22 protein-coding genes and 1 tRNA gene are annotated in these 21,451 nt (G+C 42.6%); 20 read left to right on the top strand and 3 right to left on the bottom strand.

The window, feature by feature from the left end; all coding sequences use genetic code 11:
• Window positions 1–51: 51 nt before the first annotated feature.
• The 7 genes from RDW05_RS08105 to RDW05_RS08075 all read left to right on the top strand — a co-directional run bounded on the left by RDW05_RS08105 (window position 52) and on the right by RDW05_RS08075 (window position 4,606).
• Complete coding sequence (locus RDW05_RS08105) at window positions 52–744, top strand: uracil-DNA glycosylase (RefSeq protein WP_307978600.1); 693 nt, start codon at window positions 52–54, stop codon at window positions 742–744.
• On the top strand, window positions 744–1,535 hold the full coding sequence (locus RDW05_RS08100) for a threonine/serine exporter family protein (protein ID WP_293850299.1): 792 nt from the start codon (window positions 744–746) through the stop codon (window positions 1,533–1,535). Before RDW05_RS08105 ends, RDW05_RS08100 begins: the two co-directional genes overlap by 1 nt.
• A complete protein-coding gene (locus RDW05_RS08095) occupies window positions 1,526–2,008 on the top strand; it encodes a threonine/serine exporter family protein (protein WP_303679651.1) in 483 nt (160 codons plus the stop codon). Before RDW05_RS08100 ends, RDW05_RS08095 begins: the two co-directional genes overlap by 10 nt.
• A gap of 31 nt (window positions 2,009–2,039) precedes the next feature.
• The gene (locus RDW05_RS08090) at window positions 2,040–2,597 is read left to right on the top strand and encodes a manganese efflux pump MntP family protein (RefSeq protein ID WP_307978598.1); all 558 of its coding nucleotides are present in this window, start codon (window positions 2,040–2,042) and stop codon (window positions 2,595–2,597) included.
• 77 nt (window positions 2,598–2,674) lie between these two features.
• Window positions 2,675–3,808 (top strand): M20/M25/M40 family metallo-hydrolase, encoded by a 1,134-nt coding sequence (locus RDW05_RS08085; protein WP_307978596.1) that lies wholly within the window; start codon window positions 2,675–2,677, stop codon window positions 3,806–3,808.
• A 124-nt stretch (window positions 3,809–3,932) separates the two neighbouring features.
• Window positions 3,933–4,208, top strand: coding sequence for a type II toxin-antitoxin system Phd/YefM family antitoxin (locus RDW05_RS08080; RefSeq protein ID WP_307978594.1), 276 nt, complete (start codon window positions 3,933–3,935; stop codon window positions 4,206–4,208).
• Entirely contained in the window at window positions 4,205–4,606 is a 402-nt protein-coding gene (locus RDW05_RS08075; RefSeq protein ID WP_307978593.1) for a type II toxin-antitoxin system RelE/ParE family toxin, read from the top strand. Before RDW05_RS08080 ends, RDW05_RS08075 begins: the two co-directional genes overlap by 4 nt.
• Before the next feature lie 47 nt (window positions 4,607–4,653).
• Here RDW05_RS08075 and RDW05_RS08070 read toward each other — a convergent pair whose 3' ends face one another.
• Entirely contained in the window at window positions 4,654–6,186 is a 1,533-nt protein-coding gene (locus RDW05_RS08070) for a Ppx/GppA phosphatase family protein (RefSeq protein WP_307978591.1), read from the bottom strand.
• Between the two features lie 214 nt (window positions 6,187–6,400).
• On the opposite strand from RDW05_RS08070, the gene RDW05_RS08065 reads away from it, so the two are divergent.
• From RDW05_RS08065 to RDW05_RS08015, 11 genes are all read left to right on the top strand, one after another.
• The gene (locus tag RDW05_RS08065) at window positions 6,401–7,951 is read left to right on the top strand and encodes an HD domain-containing protein (RefSeq protein WP_307978590.1); all 1,551 of its coding nucleotides are present in this window, start codon (window positions 6,401–6,403) and stop codon (window positions 7,949–7,951) included.
• The gene (locus tag RDW05_RS08060) at window positions 7,951–10,053 is read left to right on the top strand and encodes an RNA degradosome polyphosphate kinase (protein WP_293807082.1); all 2,103 of its coding nucleotides are present in this window, start codon (window positions 7,951–7,953) and stop codon (window positions 10,051–10,053) included. Before RDW05_RS08065 ends, RDW05_RS08060 begins: the two co-directional genes overlap by 1 nt.
• Window positions 10,054–10,185: 132 nt before the next feature.
• Window positions 10,186–10,524: a hypothetical protein gene (locus RDW05_RS08055; RefSeq protein WP_307978589.1), complete on the top strand. Its 339-nt coding sequence runs from the start codon at window positions 10,186–10,188 to the stop codon at window positions 10,522–10,524.
• Between the two features lie 87 nt (window positions 10,525–10,611).
• Window positions 10,612–11,220, top strand: coding sequence for a hypothetical protein (locus RDW05_RS08050; protein WP_307978588.1), 609 nt, complete (start codon window positions 10,612–10,614; stop codon window positions 11,218–11,220).
• Window positions 11,221–11,316: 96 nt separating this feature from the next.
• Window positions 11,317–11,393: transfer RNA gene (locus tag RDW05_RS08045), tRNA-Arg, on the top strand.
• 760 nt (window positions 11,394–12,153) lie between these two features.
• The gene (locus tag RDW05_RS08040) at window positions 12,154–12,378 is read left to right on the top strand and encodes a helix-turn-helix domain-containing protein (RefSeq protein ID WP_307978587.1); all 225 of its coding nucleotides are present in this window, start codon (window positions 12,154–12,156) and stop codon (window positions 12,376–12,378) included.
• Between the two features lie 75 nt (window positions 12,379–12,453).
• On the top strand, window positions 12,454–13,662 hold the full coding sequence (locus tag RDW05_RS08035; RefSeq protein WP_307978586.1) for a tyrosine-type recombinase/integrase: 1,209 nt from the start codon (window positions 12,454–12,456) through the stop codon (window positions 13,660–13,662).
• A gap of 80 nt (window positions 13,663–13,742) precedes the next feature.
• On the top strand, window positions 13,743–15,806 hold the full coding sequence (locus RDW05_RS08030; RefSeq protein WP_307978585.1) for a hypothetical protein: 2,064 nt from the start codon (window positions 13,743–13,745) through the stop codon (window positions 15,804–15,806).
• A 401-nt stretch (window positions 15,807–16,207) separates the two neighbouring features.
• Window positions 16,208–16,582 (top strand): hypothetical protein, encoded by a 375-nt coding sequence (locus RDW05_RS08025; protein WP_307978584.1) that lies wholly within the window; start codon window positions 16,208–16,210, stop codon window positions 16,580–16,582.
• A gap of 3 nt (window positions 16,583–16,585) precedes the next feature.
• Complete coding sequence (locus tag RDW05_RS08020) at window positions 16,586–17,092, top strand: relaxase/mobilization nuclease domain-containing protein (protein WP_307978582.1); 507 nt, start codon at window positions 16,586–16,588, stop codon at window positions 17,090–17,092.
• Window positions 17,093–17,107: 15 nt separating this feature from the next.
• Window positions 17,108–17,395: a viroplasmin family protein gene (locus RDW05_RS08015; RefSeq protein WP_307978580.1), complete on the top strand. Its 288-nt coding sequence runs from the start codon at window positions 17,108–17,110 to the stop codon at window positions 17,393–17,395.
• A gap of 153 nt (window positions 17,396–17,548) precedes the next feature.
• Here the strand turns inward: RDW05_RS08015 and RDW05_RS08010 are convergent, their stop codons facing one another.
• Window positions 17,549–17,734, bottom strand: coding sequence for a helix-turn-helix domain-containing protein (locus RDW05_RS08010; RefSeq protein ID WP_307978579.1), 186 nt, complete (start codon window positions 17,732–17,734; stop codon window positions 17,549–17,551).
• 101 nt (window positions 17,735–17,835) lie between these two features.
• Window positions 17,836–18,018, bottom strand: a complete 183-nt coding sequence (locus RDW05_RS08005) for a helix-turn-helix domain-containing protein (RefSeq protein ID WP_307978577.1) — start codon at window positions 18,016–18,018, stop codon at window positions 17,836–17,838.
• 263 nt (window positions 18,019–18,281) lie between these two features.
• Here RDW05_RS08005 and RDW05_RS08000 point away from each other — a divergent pair, with 263 nt between their 5' ends.
• Both RDW05_RS08000 and RDW05_RS07995 read left to right on the top strand, forming a co-directional pair.
• Window positions 18,282–20,852: a type I restriction-modification system subunit M gene (locus RDW05_RS08000; protein WP_307978576.1), complete on the top strand. Its 2,571-nt coding sequence runs from the start codon at window positions 18,282–18,284 to the stop codon at window positions 20,850–20,852.
• A 1-nt stretch (window position 20,853) separates the two neighbouring features.
• A partial coding sequence (locus RDW05_RS07995) for a restriction endonuclease subunit S (RefSeq protein ID WP_307978575.1) occupies window positions 20,854–21,451 on the top strand: 598 nt, incomplete at its 3' end.

Raw genomic sequence — 21,451 nt, 5'->3', positions numbered from 1 at the left:
TTTATTGCGACGACTTGCCTCTATGCGGTATAATAATGCATGGAGGGAATTATGGAGATTAATACTTTTCTTGATAAATTACAAAGCTATCACAGCGAGCAGGTTTTTAACCCCTGGCGTGATTTTGATATAAGCTGTGATATAGGCCCGCAGGCTCCCGTTATCCGCAGTGCCAATCTGCGCCGTTATCTGGAGCTGCGTCCGGATGCACGTTATTTGTTTATTGCCGAGGCCTTGGGCTATCAGGGCGGTCATTTCAGCGGTATTGCTATTACTTCGGAGCGTATTTTGCTGGGCCACCATCCCGATGTAGAGCCGAAAAGCGTGCTGGGCGAATGGGATTACCGTCGCACGAGTGATGAAAGCAGCGCAATGCTGAATAATACACAGCGCCTGAAGGGCTTTAACGAGCCCACGGATACTGTTGTCTGGAACGCGCTGAACAGTCATGGCCTTGCGTCCTTTGATGTTATTCTTTGGAATATTTTTCCGTTTCATCCGTATAAAGCAGGTAATCTGCTGACTAACCGTACGCCCTCGCCGAGCGAGCTTGATGTAGGCATTGAGTACGCGCGGATGCTACTGGAGCTGCGTCCGGGGATGAAAATTGTTGCTATCGGTCAGAAGGCGGCGACAACGCTGTCACGTTACGGTGTTGAATGTATGTCTGTGCCGCATCCTTCTATGGGCGGTGCCAACCGCTTTAGAGCGGCAGTGGCGCAGCTGTTAGGCGGTGAGGCATAATGGGACTGGAAGCTGCTCCTTTAAGCCGTGAGCAGACCTTGCATATTGCTCTTGGTATGGGCAAGGCACTTTTGAAAAACGGTGCGGAAACCTCCCGAGTAGAGGATACTATTTCCCGCTTTTGTCATACGCACGGCTATCATGATATTCATGTTTTTGTTACGCCGACGGTTATTATTTTAGGCGATGAGGAAAGCGAGGGTGCGACTATTATCAGCCGCATCCGTTATCGCAGCACTAATTTAAGCGTTATCAGCGCTGTGAACGATTTTTCCTATAATCTGAAACGCTGGCCGCTGAATTATGAAAAAACACTGGCGTATCTGGAAGAGCTGCGTCACAAGGCTCCGCCCTATGGCAAATGGCGTGTCTGCATGGCTTCGGCAATCAGCTCGGCAGCCTTTGCGGCAATGCTGGGCGGCAACAGCCATGACTTTATCGCGGCCTTTATTACCGGCGGCCTTTCCATGGTGCTGTTAAAGCAGTTGGGCGGTTATCGCCCCAGTGCCTTTTGGGAAAATGCGCTTTCCGGTGCGGCAATCGGTGCTTTGGCTATTTTTTGCTGTGAGATGGACGGCGAATGTACACGTACCAACATCATCGTAGGTGCGCTAATGCCGTTCCTGCCGGGTGTAGCCTTTACCAACGGTCTGCGCGATTATATGGCCGGCGATTTGATTTCCGGCAATTCGCGTATCGCCGAGGCGATGCTCTTTGCTACATCCATTGCGATTGGCCTGGCATTCAGCCTGCTTGTATGGTATCACTGGGGGTGGAAGCTATGGGCATAAATTATTTTACAGCCTTTGGCTTTGCGTTTATCGCTACGGCTGCCTTCGGTATTCTGTTTCAGGCACCGCGCAAAAGCCTGCCTGTCAGCGGCGTTATAGGTGCGGTAGGCTGGGTAGTTTATTGCTATATCCGCAAGGATATGGCGTATGATTCTTTTTATGCCATGTTTTTTGCCACGGTTGCGCTTTCGCTTTTGAGCGAGCTGGCGGCGCGCATCTTTAAGCAGCCGGTAACGATTTTTGTTATTCCCGGTATTATCCCGATTGTGCCTGGACTCGGCATGTATCGCGGTATGGCGGCGATTATAGAAAATAATTACGATACGGGTATGAACATCCTTATAACCACCGGCATGGATGCCAGTGCTATTGCCTTGGGGATGATGCTTATGACGAGCGTGTTCCGTGTAATTAAGATAAGCAAGGATCATGAACGCTTGCTGCAGCTGCTGCATAAGGAAAATAAAGAATAGATTTGTTTACAGTGAGTGAGGGAAAGAAAATATGAGTTTAGCAGAGCTGTTGCTGCTGGCGGTTGGCCTGGCGATGGATGCCTTTGCCGTGTCCGTTTGCGGCAGTATGGTGCTGACACCGGATAACAGGTTGCGCGGAGCATTACGCTTCGGCAGCTGGTTTGGAGCCTTTCAGTTTTTGATGCCGGTGATAGGCTATTTCGGCGCTGTATCGTTTCGTGATTATATTACGGAATATGATCATTGGCTTGCCTTTTTCTTATTGCTTTATCTGGGAATCAACATGATTCGTGAAGCAAACGAGGCCTGTCATGTCAAAAAAGATTATAGCGTGAAGGAGATGGCGGTGCTGGCGATTGCCACCAGTATCGACGCTTTGGCAGTAGGTATCAGTCTGGCTTTTTTGAATACAGATATCTGGTTTGCTTCCATACTGATTGGCGTGGTGACCTTTGCTATCGCAGCCTTTGGCGGTCTGGCTGGCTTTAAGCTGGGAGCTATGGCCGGCAAGAGAGCTGACGTGGCCGGCGGCCTGGTGCTGATTTTTATCGGTATCAAAATTTTGCTGGAACATACCGGAATAATTTAAGGAATAAAAGTTTAGCGAATTTGCTACCACTTTAGGCACGCTGAGCTTGAATTTATATTATTGAAAGGAAGATAAATATGACGCAAGTAAATAAGGAGCGTATGCTCGCAGAATTTAAGGAAATTGTTGCCCTGCCTTGTCACAGCCTGCAGGAGCGTCCGGTATTCGAACTGCTCAAAGGCAAATTGGAGGCACTCGGCTTTACGGTGGAAGAGGATGACGCCGGTGAAAAGCTGGGTGGCAACTGCGGTAATCTGTGGGCATTTTTGCCTGCCAGCGCAGGAGTTGAAGGTGCGGTGCGCGTGCTGCTTTCTGCACATATGGACGGTGTTGAGCCCTGCGGCGGCACTACCGTTATCCAAAAGGACGGCGTTTTATATAGCGACGGCACCACTATTCTCGGCGGTGATGACAAATCCGGTGTTGTGGGTATTTTAGAGGGTATTCGCCTGCTGTTGGAGGAAGGTGCTCCGCATGGCGATATCCAGATTCTCTTCACTGTATGCGAGGAGGGCGGCGTTAACGGCTCCCGTTGCCTCGACCGCTCCAAGCTGCGTTCCGACGTTGGCTATGCACTGGATGGTGAAGGCGCTCCGGGCGAGATTGTTGTCGGCGCTCCCGGCCAGAAGAAATATAAAATTGACATTATCGGCAGAACCGCGCATGGCGGACTGGAGCCGGAAAAGGGCATCAACTCTATTATGATTGCTGCCAAGGCTCTTGCCGATGTTAAACGCTATGGCCGTATTGATGAGGAAACTACCTGCAATATCGGCATTATCGGCGGCGGTAAGGCAACTAATATTGTGCCTGATCTGGTAACCATTGAAGGCGATGCGCGCAGCCGTAACAAGGAAAAGCTGGAGGCTATCTGCAAGGAAATCGTAGAAACTATTGCAACCAGTGCTGAAAAATACGGCGCTAAGGCAGAGGTTTTTGTGGATAACAAGTATGATTCCTTTGCTGTTGCCGAGGACAGCGATGTTGTGACGCTGGCAAAGGCTGCCTGTGCAATGCATGGCTTTACTCCGGATATTACGGTTACCGGCGGCGGCAGTGATGCCAACTTCCTGAATGCTTACGGACTGCCCAGCGTAATTTTGGGCACGGGCATGAGCAATGTCCATACTGTTGACGAATACATCAAGGAAGAGGATTTGTACAATTCCGCGCTCATGGTACACGGTATTTTGAAGGCTGCGGTAAAATAAAAAAATAAAACGCTGTATATAGCAACAGGCCTGCATGTGCAAAACGAATGCAGGCCTATTTTTATAAAATTTGACCAGATAGCCGAATTAAGGTATAATTTAGCTATACGAAGGAGGTGCGATTATGCCTAAAATTACTTCAAGCGCAGAACTGCGCAATAACTATAACGAAATATCTTCTTTCTGCCATGAATATGATGAGCCTGTTTTCATTACCAAAAATGGCAAGGGAGATTTGGCGGTAATGAGTATAGAAGCTTATGAACAGCTTACAGCACGTTTTGAGTTGTATGGTGCGTTGAAACAAGGTTTAGACGATATTGAGGCTGGAAGAGTAGTTTCTGCAGAAGATGCTAAAGAGATGTTCAGAAAGAAATATCCTGGAGCAAATATATTATGACGTACAAGATAATTTATACGCAAAAAGCATTGGCGGATTTAGATGCTGTCGCTAGTTATATAAAGCTCAAGTTGTGCAATGTCTCTGCGTCAGATTGTATAGTAGAGAAATTTTTCGGCGAAGGAGATAGCCTTGCTTCTTTTCCGACTCGTTATCCCTTATGTAACGACGCATTTTTGCGTGCGTGGGGAATCCGCTTCGTGCCCGTGAAAAATTATCTGCTGTTTTATGTCGTGCGCGAAGATGAAAGTGCTGTTTATGTCATTCGTTTTCTGTATGCTAAGCGTGCTTGGCAAAATGTTTTGCGCGAGTATGTCAAAAAAGAAGGCGGCGGATTTATGCCTGTTTTTACAACGCATTACATTCAGGAAGAAACAGAAAAATACGGAGCAAAATAAAAACAGCAGCCTTGGCATACGCAAGCGTATACTGAGGCTGCTTTGCATTATTCTTCTGCTGCTGTCGCCAGCTGCACCTTCAGCTCTACGCCGAAGGTCTTTTTGAACCATGACAGATGCTCCTGAATCTGATGCATTTCAATACTGGGAATACCTTGAGCATAGAGCTTTAAAGTAGCATTCTTTTTGCTGATGCTCGGTTCAATAACATGAATCTGGGATGTTTCCGTATAATCGAGGCTTTCAGCTAAGGCCAGCAGCAGTGCCAGCTTGTTGATTGTTTTCCAGTTGGCGTCGCTAAGCAGTTCCTTGTAGAAACGGTCCTTGAAATAGTTTTTGGAAACACCGTTGTGCCAGCCGGCGATAGCTGCCGTGATAACCTGCTCCTTGTGCGTCAGTCCGAAGAGCTTGGCATTTAAAATCATATAGGCACTATGACGTGCGTGACTGTAGAAGTTGATAGTAATGCCGATGTCATGCAGCAGTGCAGCGGTTTCCAGCAGACGGCGATAATTTTTGCGTAAGCCGTGCAGCTCACTCCAGCCGTCAAACATTGATAACACCAAATGGGTGATGTGTCTGGAATGCTGCTGGTCGGGTTCATATAGGTTTAACACATTTTCCCTGCTCATTTTAAGGATATCCTTCGCTATAATGGGCACGTGATTTTCTTTGGAATAATAATCGAAGAACAGGCCTTCGCGCAGGCCGCAGCCGGAGGTGATGAGCTTTTTGGCACCCGTTACCTCCAAAAGGCACCTGATAATGCTGCTGCCGGCCAGAATGATATCACTGCGCTCGCTGCTGAGGCCGGAAATCTTTTTGCGCTGCTCCAGATTTGTATTGCGCAGTCTGTTGAAGAAGCTGCAATATGTTTGCGTGGTATAGGAATAATTGTGGATTTTGGTTGCCGGATACTTCTTTTCACGCTGTATGATTTTAGCTACCGTACGCGCGGTACCGCCGACGCCGATGAGAGGCAGCCTGTTCTGCTTGAGCCAGGGGTACTTTTCCAGACGGCTCGTGATAAAAAAGCTCACGTCGCTGAAGACATTGGCGGGCATGACATTGCGTGTGTTGAACATGGAGGTGGTATTGACTGCACCGATAGGCAGGGATACGCTTTCCAAAATTTTACGGTTCTTGAACAGAATCAGCTCGGTACTGCCGCCGCCCAAGTCAAAGATGATGCCGTCCTTGACGTTGAGGGTGTTGATAACGCCAAGATAGCTGATATAGGCTTCGGTATTGCCGGAGATGATGTGCAACTGGATGCCTGTTTCCTCGGCAACGCGTGCGACAAGCTCCGCACCGTTGGCAGCGTTGCGGATGGCTGCGGTAGCAACGGCAATGGTTTTGTCAGCCTGATAAATTTTGCACATATAGGCAAAGCTTTTCATGGTTTCGATGGTGCTGCTGAAGGCTACTTCTGTAAGCATGTTTTTTTCGTCGACCTTCTGACTCAGGCGCAGTGCTTCTTTTTGGTTATAGACCATATTATAAGCACCATTCTTATAAATATGGCTGATAACAAGCCGGGCCGAGTTGGAGCCGATGTCGATAATTGCGATTCGTTGCATTTTTCTTTTCTCCTTGTGGGGTGTTCCTCTAAACTCCGATTATTCTATTTTAACGATATATTTATTATATTACCCATAAGCGGAAAAAATCCTGCGTAAAAAAGTAAAATTCGTGTTAATTTGTTAAATTAATGTATAATCTCGATTTCTTCGCAGGATTTTTGTTAAGAAAAACGAATTATACCAATAATATACTGTTTTGGAGGCTTAGCTAATGAAGCGTAAAAATTATACAACCTTTGCTGCGATTCATCTAGGCTCGGAGATGCTCAGTATGCAGATTACCGAATATCACAATACCGAAAGGTACAAGGTTGTCGAATGCTGCAATCGACGCATCCGTTTGGGTGAGGCAACTTTTAAAAATAAAATAATTCCTTTCCCGCTTGTTTCCGAAATCTGCGAAATTCTGATAGGCTTCAAGCGCCTGATGAAGGAATACGGTGTAGAGGAATATGTTATGCAGGCGACAACGGCCGTGCGTGAGGCCAGCAATCAGGTATTTCTGCTGGATCAGATTTATAACAAGACGGGCCTTGTTGTCGATGTTGTTGATATGCCGCGAGAAATTTATACCAAGTTTGTGGCTATCCGCAATACGCTGAAGGCAGAAAAAATTTCTACCGAGCGTGAGGGCATGCTGATGATGGATATTTCCTCCGGCGGTTTGGGAGTAACGCTGGTGCGTGACGAAAAAATCTGCTATCAGGGCAACTTCCATATCGGTATTATCCGTATTAAGGAAAGCTTTGAGCGCAACCGTCGTGAAAGCATGCATTTTAACAAGGCGCTGACGGAATTTCTCAGCAGTACAATCGGACCGGTAAGAAACGAGCTGGGTGACAGCAAGGTGCGATATCTGGTGCTGTCCGGTACAGAGACCGAGCTTTTGCTGCGCATGCTGGGTCTGGATGAAAAGCAACTGGTGCATCGCATCAAGGCGGCGGATTTCCATGCCTTTTTCGACAGCATGCGTCAGATGAGCCTGGCACAGCTGATTCAGGTATATAAGCTGCCGGAAAATGTTGCGGAGCTTGTGCTGCCTACGGTGCTGCTTTATGAACAGCTGCTGCATCTGATTCCCGCCAAGGAAATTATTATTACGGCAGACCGCTTTATCGACGGTATCCAACTGCTGCATATCGGCAATAAAACGAACCCTGTCATGCGTAAGGAGCTGGAGCAGGAGCTTATCAGCCTTTTCCATACCATCGGCAGCCGTTATCTGTATGATAAGAAGCATGCTCAGCAGGTGGAGCGTCTGTCGCTGATTATTTTCGACAAGATTTCCAAGGCTTACGGCATGGGCGAGCATGAGCGCCTGCTTTTGCGTGCAACCTGCATTTTGCATGATATAGGCAAATACATCTGCATGCGCAGTCACTCTATCTACACCTATCAGTTGATTATGTCTACGGATATTATCGGCCTGAGCGAGAAGGATAAGAAAATCGTAGCGCTGGCATCGTATTATCATGCCAACAGACTGTTTGACAAGAGCAATACGCTTGCGCCGCATGTGGAAAAGGAGCTGGTGCCTGTTGTGGCCAAGCTGGCTGCCATTGTGCGTCTGGCTGATGCCTTAGACCGCAGCTATATGCAAAAAATTCACAGCTGCAGTGTAACGCTGAAGGATAATAAGCTGAAGGTTCTGGCAGCAAGCAAAGAGGATTTGACGTTGGAAATCTGGACGTTTGATGATAAATCTACTTTCTTTGAGGAAGTTTTTGGTATTGAACCTATTTTGGAACGGGTGAATAAGTAATGGGAAAATTAGATTTGACAAAGCCTGAGTATTTTTATAACCGCGAGCTGAGCTGGCTGAAATTTAATCTGCGCGTGCTGAAGGAAGCAATGGTTAAGGACACACCGCTGCTGGAGCGTTTGAAGTTTATCGCCATTTCGGCTTCTAACCTTGATGAATTTTTTATGGTGCGCGTAGCCGGTTTGTGGAGCAATTTTGACAGCGGCGTAGAAAAGCGCGATGCCTCCGGTATGTCGGTGCATGAGCAGCTGGTGGCTATTTCGCAGGCAGCGCATGAGCAGGTGCGAACTCAGACAAAATCGCTGATTGCGCTGATGGCAGAAATGGATGCGGTGAAGCTGCATTTCCGCCGCGTTAAGGATTTGAGCGAGCTGGGAAAGGACTGGCTGGAGGAATATTACCGTGAGGTTGTTTTCCCGGTATTGACGCCGATGGCAGTAGATGCTTCGCGCCCCTTCCCGTTTTTGGCCAATAAAACACTGAACCTTGCTGTTGAGCTTATTAAGGCTGACGGCGAGCACAGCATGGGCCTGATTCAGGTGCCGAGCGTATTGGACCGCATTGTGGAGGTTGAGCCTGAGGGCAAGCGTACCTTCGTATTTTTGGAGGATATTATCGCCAGCCATTGCCATGATCTGTTCAAGGGCTGCCATATTCTGGATATGGTGTCCTTCAGAGTAACGCGTGACAGTGACCTTGACTTGGAAGAGGATGACAGCGTTGACCTTATGAAGGAGGTTGAGGAATCGCTGCGTAAGCGTAAGCGCGGCGCTGCTGTACGTCTGGAAATCTTCAAAACGAATAATAATCGTATCAAAAGATTCCTGGAGGAAAATCTGGATGTTACGGAGATGGAGGTTTATGAAATCAACGGACCTCTGGACCCGACCTGCTTCTTTAAATTTATCGGTATGAAGGGCATGTGGCCGTGGCTGTATGAGCCATTTGTGCCACAGCGTCCGCTGGAGCTGCCGGATGACAGCGATTTGTTCGCCGCTATCCGTGAAAATGATATTTTGCTGCATCACCCCTACGAAAGCTTTGACCCGGTAGTTAAGCTGGTGAGCGATGCTGCTGATGATCCGCAGGTGCTGGCAATTAAGCAGACGCTGTACCGTGTAAGCGGCAACAGCCCGATTGTTGCTGCGCTGGCGCGTGCTGCGGAAAACGGCAAGCAGGTAACCGTACTGGTAGAGCTGAAGGCGCGTTTCGATGAGGAAAACAATATCCTCTGGGCGCGTCGTCTGGAAAAAGCGGGTTGCCATGTTATCTACGGTTTGGTAGGCTTAAAGACACATGCCAAAATTATTCTGATTGTGCGCAAGGAGGATAACGGCATTAAGCGTTATCTGCATCTGGGCACAGGCAACTATAACGACAGCACCGCAAAATTATACACCGACCTTGGCCTGATGACGGCCAATGACGAGTTCGGCAGCGATGCTTCGGCGTTCTTCAATCTGCTCAGCGGCTACAGCGAGCCGCCGGTTTGGAATAAGCTGGTTATGGCACCGCTGGGACTGCGCGAAAAGATTTATGCGCTGATTGATAATGAAATTGCTATGGTGCGTTCCGGTCGTGAGGGACATATCATCGCCAAGATGAACTCGCTGATTGACCAGCCCGTAATCCAGAAGCTGTACGAGGCTTCGGCTGCAGGCGTGCATATTGATTTGATTGTGCGCGGTATCTGCGGTCTGCGCACAGGCATCGAGGGCATCAGCGACAATATTACGGTCCGCAGCATTGTAGGCCGTCAGCTGGAGCACAGCCGTATCTTCTGGTTTGCCAACGGCGGCGAGGAGCAGCTGTATCTTTCCAGTGCCGACTGGATGCCGCGTAACCTTAATGACCGCGTTGAGCTGTTCTTCCCGGTAGAAACAGAGGAGCATATCCGTCGCATCAAGGCGTTGCTCGATTTGTATCTGCGCGATAACGTGGGCGCACATATGATGCAGTCCAACGGTACCTATCGCCGTGTACGCAACAAGCTGGAGCCTGTAAGCGCGCAAAGCACCTTGTACGAGATGGCGCAGCTGGCGGTGACTGCCGATAAGCTGCCGATGGAAAAGCGTCTGCAGCCTGTATTCAGCCGCAGATAATAGTGACGCATTATATTTATCAAGGATTACAGGCTAAGAAAGACTTATATTTTAATTGCTTACTTAAATCCTTATATTGATATTATGTGCTTAAGTTGTTATAATTAGTAACAAGAGCAGAGGGGGATTAAAATGAGTAATTATGCTGTAACCTTGAATTATAATTGCCATTATGGCTATGTAGAATATAACGAAGCGGATAAGACTGCCGTAGTAACCTTGCCGGAGGCTGTTTCCGAAGCTAAGGCTGCTGTCGAAAAGTATCTGGCAACTCCGTTGAGCCTGGATGTGCCGCAGGGTGATACTATCCGTGATTTTGCTACGATAACGCTGGAGCCGCTTTCCAGTAAGGAGGCGTTTCAGGTAGCGCTTACCCGTCTTTGGGGTAAAACCGGCGTGCGTGTTGAATGGAGCATGCCTCCGGGAATGGCGGACGATATCGCCGCTGAGGTGCTTGCAGAGGCACATTAACTGCTGCTTGTTTGAGGGCAGACTCTTTATGTAGTAGAGTCTGCCCTTTTGTTTATAAAATTTGTGTGAAGAATAGGAGAAATGCAGATGCTGGATATCAACAAATTACGCAATGCTTACAATGTTATTCACCGTATGAGCCAAAACAGACATCCTTTTGCCGAGGAGGAGCTTTCACTGGAGGTTGTACAGAGCGCGCAGGTACAGGAGGCGCTTAACGATGCCGCAGAAGTTATTGCTGTTTACGGCAAGATTATGAATCTGGTTTCGCAGAGCACGAGCTTTAAGGTTGCACCCAAAACTTCTAAGGCAGTTAAAAGCAGCTTTGTTGTGGAACAGGATGACCTGAGCAGGCTGCAGCCTATGACTGAAGCTACCAATATCACAAAGCTTGTAAAATATATTAATGATACCTTTGCAGATAAGGAAATGCATAATCTTACCACGGTGGAGCTTGGCAGATGGTTGGAACATGCAGGTTATCTGCAGTTGCCGGAAGATGGGCGCAATAAAATTCCGACAGAAAAGGGTTCTGAGTTGGGTATTGTTACCGAAAAGCGTGTAAGACAAACTACCGGAGAAATTTATTATATTAACTTTTATCCGCAGGCAGCGCAGCAGTTTATTTTTGATAATCTGCCAGCTGTGGCGGAGTTTTTGGCAAAGGAAAAAGAGGAGAAGCTTGCTGACGCATAACTTGCTGTTTCCGCATTGCCAGTAGACTGTTTTTGCGGTATAATATTTAATACAGCTTGGGCGGAAAGGCTTGAGTTCTGCCTGAGCTGTTGTTATGGTTCCGTAGCTCAGTAGGATAGAGCAACCGCCTCCTAAGCGGTAGGTCGCCAGTTCGATTCTGGCCGGGATCACCAGTAACCATGCGGTTTTCCAAATTTTGGAAAACCGTTTTTTTCATTTCCGCACCTTATTTGCACCTTGTTTTCAAATTTTGCCTAAATCAGCGACAAAACCATTAAGTTTTTCGATTTTATGGTTCAATCGTATAGCTAAAACGAAAAGCACGCTCTATACTAAGTTCTAGCTATAAAGAGAAAAATAAAAGCCTTCCTTGATAGAATAATTGCAGTTCCCTAACCGCATAAAAATCAAAGAAGGCTTTTGGTATGCTTGAGATAAACTCTCGAATTTTCGGAAAACAAGGATGGAGGTTTACTCATCATCCGAGGTTATCGGCATCGTATTTTAGCATATCGAAGAAAGCAGTTTCAGATGCTTTAGGGTTCATTTAAGCAAAAATATAAGGGTGTCAGCTCAAATAGTGTCGGTGTCAATGCAGTGTCAGTCAATTTTAAGCATTAAAATCAATTTCAAGAGAATCCAGTACCATCAAGGGTTTGCAGGCTTTTCCATCAACTGGTGTTGACACCGGTGTAAGCGTAAAATATTTATATTTCCTATGTATACTAATAGATAAATCTATATTATATAGAACGTAAAAAATTACAAGACAATGAACATGACAGGTATCAGTTTAAATCATTGCCTGTTATATCTGATGATTGTGCGTGGGACAATAAAATGAAGAAAATGAAAATTGATGGAAAAAGAGCTCAAAAATAAAAAATAAACGGGCCATAACATAGCGGTAAAACCTAGAAAGGAGTGGCAGAAATGAAAAATGAAAATGCTGCAAAACAACAATTTTTAAAAGCAAAAGATGTTGCTCAAGATTTTTTTGGAGGCACCATCAGCTATGGCAAAGTCCTGACAATGACTAAGGCTGGTATACTTCCAGCAAAGAAGTTTGGTAGAGTGTACTATTATACTTTGGATGCACTGAATAACTGGGCTGAAAAAAATATGAACAGCCCTGCTTGGAAAGGCATGAGTAAATAAGAAAACTTACCGGAAAAAGAACTGCTAAACGAAATGTTTGGCAGTTCTTTTTCTATATTATAGGAGGAATTATCAATGGCTGGATCACTAATCAGCAGAGGTAACAATAAGTGGGAACTAAGAGTTTCTGCCGGATATGATGAAAACAATAAACAGCGCAGGTTTACCAAGACAATATATGCCCGCAGTAAAAAAGAAGCTCAAACGCAGCTGGCTACATACTATCTGGAAATAACGGGCAGATTGGCTACGGATAAAGCTATCACTTTTAGTGAATTTGTAACCTATTGGGAACATAGATATAGTAAAAAAGTTGGGAAAATAACAATGGTCAATTACCAACAAATGTTAAAAGACCGTCTGTTACCGGCTTTTGGTTTTATGAGGATAGATAAAATAAAAGGTGAAGATGTGTTAAGGTTCATGGACCAGTTGTGTGAAGATGACGCACGGCTTGACACTAGGCACCAAAAAGGTCTATCTTCGGTGACAATTATGAAGCATTTCAAGCTTTTGAAGTTACTGTTCAATAAAGCTTGTGAATGGAAATATTTGTCAAAAAATCCATGTGCTGACGTACCTAAAGATATGTTAGTAAAAGCAACCTCAGAACACTATCCTATCTGGAACAGAGAAGAGCTACAGAAGTTTCTGGGCATTTTGGAAGAGTTACCCGTAACTTTACCTAACGTCAAGAATAAATTGATGTTTTATATTGCCCTCACAACTGGAGCCAGAAAAGGGGAATTTTTAGGCCTGACATGGGACTGCGTGGACTTGGAATCCTGTTCGCTGAATATAAATAAAGCAATGAAATTTGTTAGCGGGGAAAAGCCTGCTCTAGGAACACCTAAAACGAAGGCCTCGATACGTACATTGTATTTTGACGATTACGTCAAGAAGTTGCTCCAAACCTATAAAGAACTTCTTGATTTATGGTTGCAAGAAGAAAAAATTTCAAATCCGCAAAATTTGGTGTTTGTATCGAGAAATTGCACTGAAAACAGGGAGGCAGTACCCGTGAACGGTGACAGCTTCTATCTATGGCTGAAACGGATGTGCAAGAAACATCAGATGCCTAGAATAGCAGTACACTCTTTACGAGCCATGGCAGCGACGTATGCGCTTATCAGCGGTATGCCTCTTAATATGGTTCAAGCCATGATGGGGCATACTGACATATCTACTACATCAATTTATCTGCGTGATGTACAGGACGAGAGAAAAAGTGCGGTTGCACTTTTATCCAATCAATTTGAGGCTCTGCGCACTGGTAAGGAATAAGTTTGATAGAAGTATTTTAAAAGACTGACAGGCAGCTGTGATATAATATGCTTAGTTATATTATATTGGAGGTGCCTGTTATGTCTAACCTTACTAAATCTAATATTGAGGGATTGGTCGCTCTGATGGATAAAATCGAATATCCTGTTATTCCCGAAGAGAAAAAGGAGAGCAGGCAGGGGTTAAGAGCTTATAGAAGAACTCAAACGCTGAAAAATTTTTATTGCAGAGCGAACTGCTATTACCAAGCCAAAGCAATGCTACAAAAAATTTTTCAAAGTAAAAATTTTAATATAGCTATTGAACCCGCTTGTTACAGTGTTGCACAGGCTTGCGATTACATAAATTACTTTCTAGGCCAAAACAATGGTAACATTGAGAATGCATGTGAAGCATTTTTAAACAAACCAGAAAATGCTGGTAAACCCATACCTACAATAGTAATTTCTGAGTTTGTGGAGAATTATGCTAGAGAGCTAAGCGAACAATATCTAAAAGCGATTGAGAACGTACCTTGGTACACCTGTAATCTTCTATGTAGAAACGGAATGATTTCGCAGGCACAACGTTTTTGGCCAATATATGACTTTGAAGGAAATATTACTTTATTAAGTAATAGTAATGGCTATATTTTCTCCGACGACAGAAAACTTAAGGGAGTGTTCAACAATTTAGAATTGTTCCGGCTTATTGATACATCTGACGGAGAGCATTTACCGATAATCAATGATATTCTGAATGAATTAAAAGCCAAACGACATGGCTTCGTACCAAAAATTTTCCGTTGGAGCGACACGAGGCTAATGTACGAGGTTAAGGTAGCCCTGCTTAAAGAAGCGTCTAATCGCGGGTTATTGCTATATCCATATGAGCCAAATCCACAAAGCCGAGGTTTATATCCTTTTTTCAGCAACCTAAAAACAAAAGATTCTTCAAAATTACTAAAACTATTCAATGCACTGTATGTGATTACTGCGGGGCGTAAGGATTATTTTGATAATATCGCTAAATTAGTAGCTGGTATTATTCTGGGAAGTGAAATCTGTAAAAACAATCGACTGCCAATCAATAATGTAATGTTAATCACGGCTAATAACACGCAATTTGTTCGTGAATTTATCCTGTCGTTGTTTTTACTTGGTGTACCGTCCGGTGGCATACAAGGTAGAGATTTAGATACGTTTAGAGAATTAGTACACAATGAAACGTCTGAGGACGAGCTTAAAGATTCTAAATACTATGGTGTTACTAAACATACTATCAAGGAATTATCTAACGAGAATAATACTGGTAAGTTCTTAGAGGATAGGCTGTATTCTCGCTTCTTGAATATTACGGACGACTTAACCCAAATAAAAAACAAGGAGTATTTCATAAAACTGTTAAAAGGAGAGAAAATCGTTCATGACAGCCAGTTGTTGGGAAAACAGGAGCTAGTATCTGACACGAGTTATCTTTTTATTGCTGCTAAAAAGAATGAATTTAAAGATTATGATGGGCTAAGTTATACAGAATTTGATTTAGCGCAGAACATCCCAGAAGGCAAGCGGCTTTTTGGATTCGAAACCGATTTGAGCGATTACGAAAAATTTTTTATGTTGACAGCCTTTGCCAAATATGGTATTAGCTTATTGAAAAAGGAACAAGCTGATATTGAGGATTCTCAAAGCAGTGAGATAGATAATCCCTTAAAATACTTTATCGAAAAATGCTGTGAACAAAAAAAGGTAAGCGATACGGATAAAGTCCATGAACTTAATTCAACAGCTATACGTACTCTTAAATATGCCTATAATATTTTTTTTGAAATCGTCGCTCCAAAATATAAGATGACTAATACGTGGAATAAAAATACTTTTCTGGATTATGGGCTAGATTACAAAGTGGAGAAAACAAAATGTAATGCTATACGTACCCGTGACTTAAGCAGGGGATACACTGAAAAAGAAGTTTTAGATAAATTCAGTAATGCTAACCATATCATGGGAGTTATTGTTAAGCCAAAAGATGAAATAGAAAAAATTGCTCATGAGTGTAAGAACGAAACAAGTAGTAATCCTGATTCTCAGTCACTAAGCAAAGAAGATTTCCTTAAATTGATTGATAACACCTTTGAACTTTCATTTGATGAAAATGCTATGTGAAAGCCAAGTGCATCGGGAAGAAAATTTTAACCAGATTGACTATATGTGAAGTTTTTAGAAGTAGCCGCTTGTCTGCGAATTGTCTTATTAAAAGCATTCGCAGATGGGCGGTTTATTTCTATAGTAAAGGCTAAGAGATAATCTTAGTCTTTTTATTTTTTATAAAGAGCTAATAAAAGCTCAAACTACATTATTATAATTTAAATAATATATAACAATAAATTAAAAAATAGATAGATAGTTATATATAGTATATGCAGGGTGGCATAGGAAAGAGGTAGAAGCAGTTGTGTATATCACTAAATGATGTAGAATGAAATGAATGAAAAGTTGTTAGCTAAGGGGGTGTTTTATACTAGATATGTATTTGTAAAGCATCTTGAAGCAAGGAGGCGTTTGATATGTCATATAACCTAAAGCAAAGTACACCGAAAATTTTATATTATAAAATCAACACTGAAGAAACTAAGTTTCAAAACAAAATTAAAAAACCTAGCCAAAAGTCTACTAAGATGGTAAATATTCGGGTTACAGACGAAGAATTTCTGGAGATCGAGAATAAAAGTAAAATGGCTGGCATGAGCAAAACCGATTTTATAAAGAAAGCTGTGAAGGAGGCAGTAATTTACAATATTGATTCTAAGATTGTTGAAAAAATAGTCGTGTTACAAGAAAGAATAAATCAGCTGGAAGTAGGTGAGAAAAAACAAGCTAATCAAGTTAATTCAGAGTTTAACAGTATAAAAGACGATATTTTTAAAATGTTAGGAGGTTGAAAAATGTCTACTCTAAGAGCGTTAAACGGAACGTACAGAACGCTGGACGGTATTGTGAAGTATATTGCCAGCAATGAAGAACATAACGATTTGGTCTTGTATTATGATGCTGTCGGTGCTGATCCATTTAGGGCTACCAGAGATATGCTGTTGGTCAAAGCAGCCTATAACAAACGAGGAGGCAGTGAATATGTACAAATCATAGTATCTTTAATGGAAGCAGAGATTATCTGCCAAGATGATGTCGCACGCTTCCAGAGTGCATCAAGAGCTATTGCCGATATGATGTTTAATAAATACTGTTGCCAGATCGCCTATGCGGTACATGGCAATACTGATAACCTTCATGCCCATTTTGTTATTAACTCGGTACGTTATGTTGACGGCTATAAGTTACAGCTAGGTAAGAAGGAGCTTTTCCAGCTAAAAACTATCGTAAGCGATATTTTAAACCAATATGGATTTAGCCGGCTCTTGTATTATAGTGCCGACAAAAATCTAGAAAATTAGTAAGGAGGGTTTACCATGTCAAAAAAAAATAAAAAATTTAGCTGTTACGCAGTCGTAGGTTCTAACGGATATGCACTTACGAATAACTGGCTTGATTGTCAGACTTATATGAAAAATCTCAGACGGGAACGCCATAAAGGCTTTTATAGTTATGAAGATGCGTATGACTGGATTGTTGACGAGTTTGATGGTGACAGTAGGTATAAATTCGGTTTTAAATTCTGTAGTCTGGAGGATTTGATCAAGAAAGAGTTATATGTTGAAAAAACATCCGCAACAAATCATAATTATTTCCATTTTTAGTATGTAGCTTTTTATGGCAGTCATTACAAAACTCTAAAATTTAAAAGAAAAATATGCCACACCAATAAGCCGATTAAAAGGTTAGGAGCTGTGGCATATTTTCTACTGTTTTAATAGACAGTTTAAGCGTCAGTATTGCTGCTGACGCTTAGTTTATTTCTGATAAGCTTTTTTATGTATGTAGTCAATGAGTGCCTGTTTAGGAATTTTCCATTTGCCCTTTAGCATAAAGCAATCCATTTCGCCGCTACGGAAAATTTCGTAAGCTGAGTTTTTGCCTACCCCTAGAATCTCTGCTACCTCATCTACAGTCAGCATATCACTGTATTCTTCAAACATAGCTATTATACCCCTTTCAATATATATTTAACTTTATGTTAACTTTGACATTCCTTTAATGCACACAGATTTCTTTGAATTGGTTATTTTCAATAGGGCTGCTATGGCTTTTTATAACGCAGAGAGTGTTCTACTAACGCTTCCAAATGCTTAAACGGTATAAGATAATTTTTACCTTTCTTGATATATGGAAGCTGACCAGAATTGATCAGTTTATAAATTGTAGCGGTACTATAGTTCAATAAGCAGGCTGCTTCCGCTACAGTAACTAATATTTTTTGCATTTTTACCACCTCCTTCCAACATACATTTATTGATATGTTAGGCGCATGAAGAGGGGAACTGGGCAAAACTGAGCATAAGATGGCTCAAAAAGGTACTAAGAGTGGCATAAATAAGCAGAGCGGTAAATTCAACTGTTAAACAGCATGGTAAGCTACATACTTTTTTAGTAGCCGTTCTACTATCTACCTTTTTGTGCTATACTTATTAGGTAAGATACCGTCATTTTTTAGACCATAAATTTACATTAAAGGGTGATTTTTTTATGAATAAACAGCAGCTCGCTACCAAAATCTGGGAAGCCGCAAATAAAATGCGTTCAAAAATCGAAGCAAACGAATACAAGGACTATATTTTAGGCTTTATTTTTTATAAGTACCTTTCTGATGCCGAAGAGAAATTTCTGTACAGCAATGGTTATGACAAAGAGCTTATTGCGACAGTAGTGGAATCTGACGCCGATACTGTAGAGTGGGTACAAGACAATCTTGGCTATTTTATTGATTACAACAACCTGTTCTCCACTTGGATTAACAAAGACAGTGATTTTGATGTCAGCAATGTCCGTGACGCTTTATCTGCTTTTAGCCGCTTGATTAGCGAATCCCATAAGAAAGTTTTTCAGGGTATTTTTGAAACATTGCAGACAGGTCTGAGTAAGCTGGGCGATAGCTCTGGTTCTCAGACAAAAGCTATCAAAGAGCTATTAGACTTGATAAAAGATATTCCTATGGACGGAAAGCAGGATTATGATGTACTGGGCTTCATATATGAATATCTGATTAGTATGTTTGCCGCTAATGCAGGAAAGAAGGCTGGCGAGTTCTACACTCCGCACGAAGTATCTCTGCTGATGAGTGAAATTATTTCTGACCATTTAAAGGACAACCAATATATTGAGATTTATGACCCTACCAGCGGTTCTGGCTCTCTTTTAATCAATATAGGTAAAAGCGTTGCTAAACGTATCGGCAACAGCAACAATATCAAATACTACGCTCAGGAGCTTAAATCTAATACTTATAACCTGACACGTATGAATCTGGTTATGCGTGGCATTAAACCCGATAATATCGTTGCCCGCAACGGCGATACTTTGGAAGATGACTGGCCGTACTTTGATGAAGCCAATAAAGAAACTACTTACACTCCGCTCTATGTAGATGCAGTAGTGTCTAACCCTCCGTACAGCCAGAAATGGACACCGAAGAGTGATGTCCGCTATGAGCGTTTTGGTCTTGCTCCTAAAGGCAAAGCCGACTATGCTTTCTTGCTGCACGACCTTTATCACATCAAGCCTAGCGGTATTATGGCTATCGTTCTGCCTCATGGCGTTCTGTTCCGTGGTGGTGAAGAAGGAGAAATCCGTAAAAACCTTATCGAATATAACCACATTGACGCTATCATAGGCTTGCCTGCAAATATTTTCTTTGGTACAGGCATTCCAACCATCATTATGATTCTTAAACAGAAACGCAGCAACACTGATGTGCTTATTGTAGATGCTTCTAAAGGTTTTGCTAAAGAGGGAAAAAACAATAAATTACGTGCTTCCGACATTAAACGTATTGCTGATACTGTAATTAACAGACTGGAAATTCCCAAATACTCTAAACTGGTGAGCCGTGAAGAAATCCGTCAGAATGATTACAACCTAAATATCCCACGTTATGTAGATTCTTCTGAAGCTGCTGAAAGCTGGGATATTTATGCTTCCATGTTTGGCGGTATTCCTAAAGCAGAACTTGCCGCTTTAGATGATTACTGGAAAGCTTTCCCCAATTTACAGGAAGCATTATTTGAAGCAAGTGATACTCCTTATACCCAGCTGACTACTGATAATATTAAGGAAGCTATCAGAAGCCATGCTGATGTAGTTGCTTTTGAAAACAGCTTTGCTGATGCTTTTGCTGGCTTTCCTGCTTATTTACATCATGAGCTGATTGAACAGGCAGAACAGGTAGCTATTGCCAAAGAAGAAAATATCATCAGCGATAAGATTTTTACCCAGCTTTCTGGTATACCTTTGGTAGATAAGTACGCTGCTTTCCAGCTTTTAGATGACGAATGGAGTAAAATTGCCGTCGATTTGGAAATTATCCAGACAGAAGGCTTTTGTGCTACCAAAAAAGTTGACCCTAATATGGTACTAAAAAAGAAAGATAATAAAGAGCAGGAAGTCCAGGACGGTTGGATTGGACGTGTATTGCCGTTCTCTTTAGTACAAGATAATATTTTGGTACAGGAAAGCACAGCCTTAAAGAAGCAAGAAGCACGTTTGGCTGAAATACCTGCTGAGATTGAAGCTATTCTTGAAGAAATGAGCGAAGATGACAAGAATAGCTGTGAAGCTGCATTAAATGATGACGCTACTGCTTTTGTAGCTAAAGAAATTCCTAAAAAGATAAAAGAGCTTAAATTGGAAGATCAGTCCGTAGAAATTAGGGAGCTTATTGCTAAACTGACCCAGGCTAACCATCTGCTTAAAGAGGAAAAAGAGCTGAAAGCAAGTATTAAGACTGCTAGCACTGCTCTGCACCTGCTGACTAAGGAAACTATTGAATCTCTTACGAATGAACAGGTTAAAGATCTGCTACACAAGAAATGGATTGATAGTTTGATGGTTAATCTGAATAAAATGCCGGAAACATTGGTTGACGACCTTGTTAGCAAGCTCACTGCTTTGCAGAAAAAATATGCTCTTACATACGCTGATATTGATGCCGAAATCGACGAAACAGAGCAACAGCTGTGTGCTATGTTGGACGAGCTTACTGGCAGCACCTTTGACATGAAAGGTATCAACGAATTTAAAGCGTTGTTACAAGGTGAATGATATGGCTAAAAACACAAAACCTGCAATTAGGTTTAAAGGATTTACTGATGCTTGGGAACAGCGTAAGTTATCTGGTATCTATCAAAACATAGGAAATGCTTTTGTTGGAACAGCTACGCCATATTATGTCGAAGATGGGCATTTTTATTTAGAATCCAATAACATTAAAGATGGACAGATAAATAGAAACTCTGAAATTTTCATAAATGATGAGTTTTATGAAAAGCAAAAAGATAAGTGGTTACATACTGGTGATATGGTTATGGTTCAGTCAGGTCATGTTGGACATGCTGCTGTAATCCCTGAAGAATTGGACAATTCAGCAGCACATGCCTTGATAATGTTCAGAAACCAAAAAGAAAAAGTGAACCCATATTTTTTAAATTATCAGTATCAAACGAACAAAGCCAAGAAAAAAATAGAAGGCATTACAACAGGTAATACAATCAAACACATTCTTGCTTCTGATATGCAAGAATTTGTTGTTGATGTTCCTGACTTTGAAGAACAGGAGATAATTGGTGCATATTTTCAACAATTAGATAACCTTATCACCCTTCATCAGCGTAAGTATGACAGCCTTGTTAATGTAAAAAAAG

Origin of the sequence: uncultured Phascolarctobacterium sp. (assembly GCF_902463975.1) — a bacterium.
GTDB lineage: Bacteria > Bacillota > Negativicutes > Acidaminococcales > Acidaminococcaceae > Phascolarctobacterium_A.
This window is presented reverse-complemented; position numbering and strand designations above follow the sequence as displayed.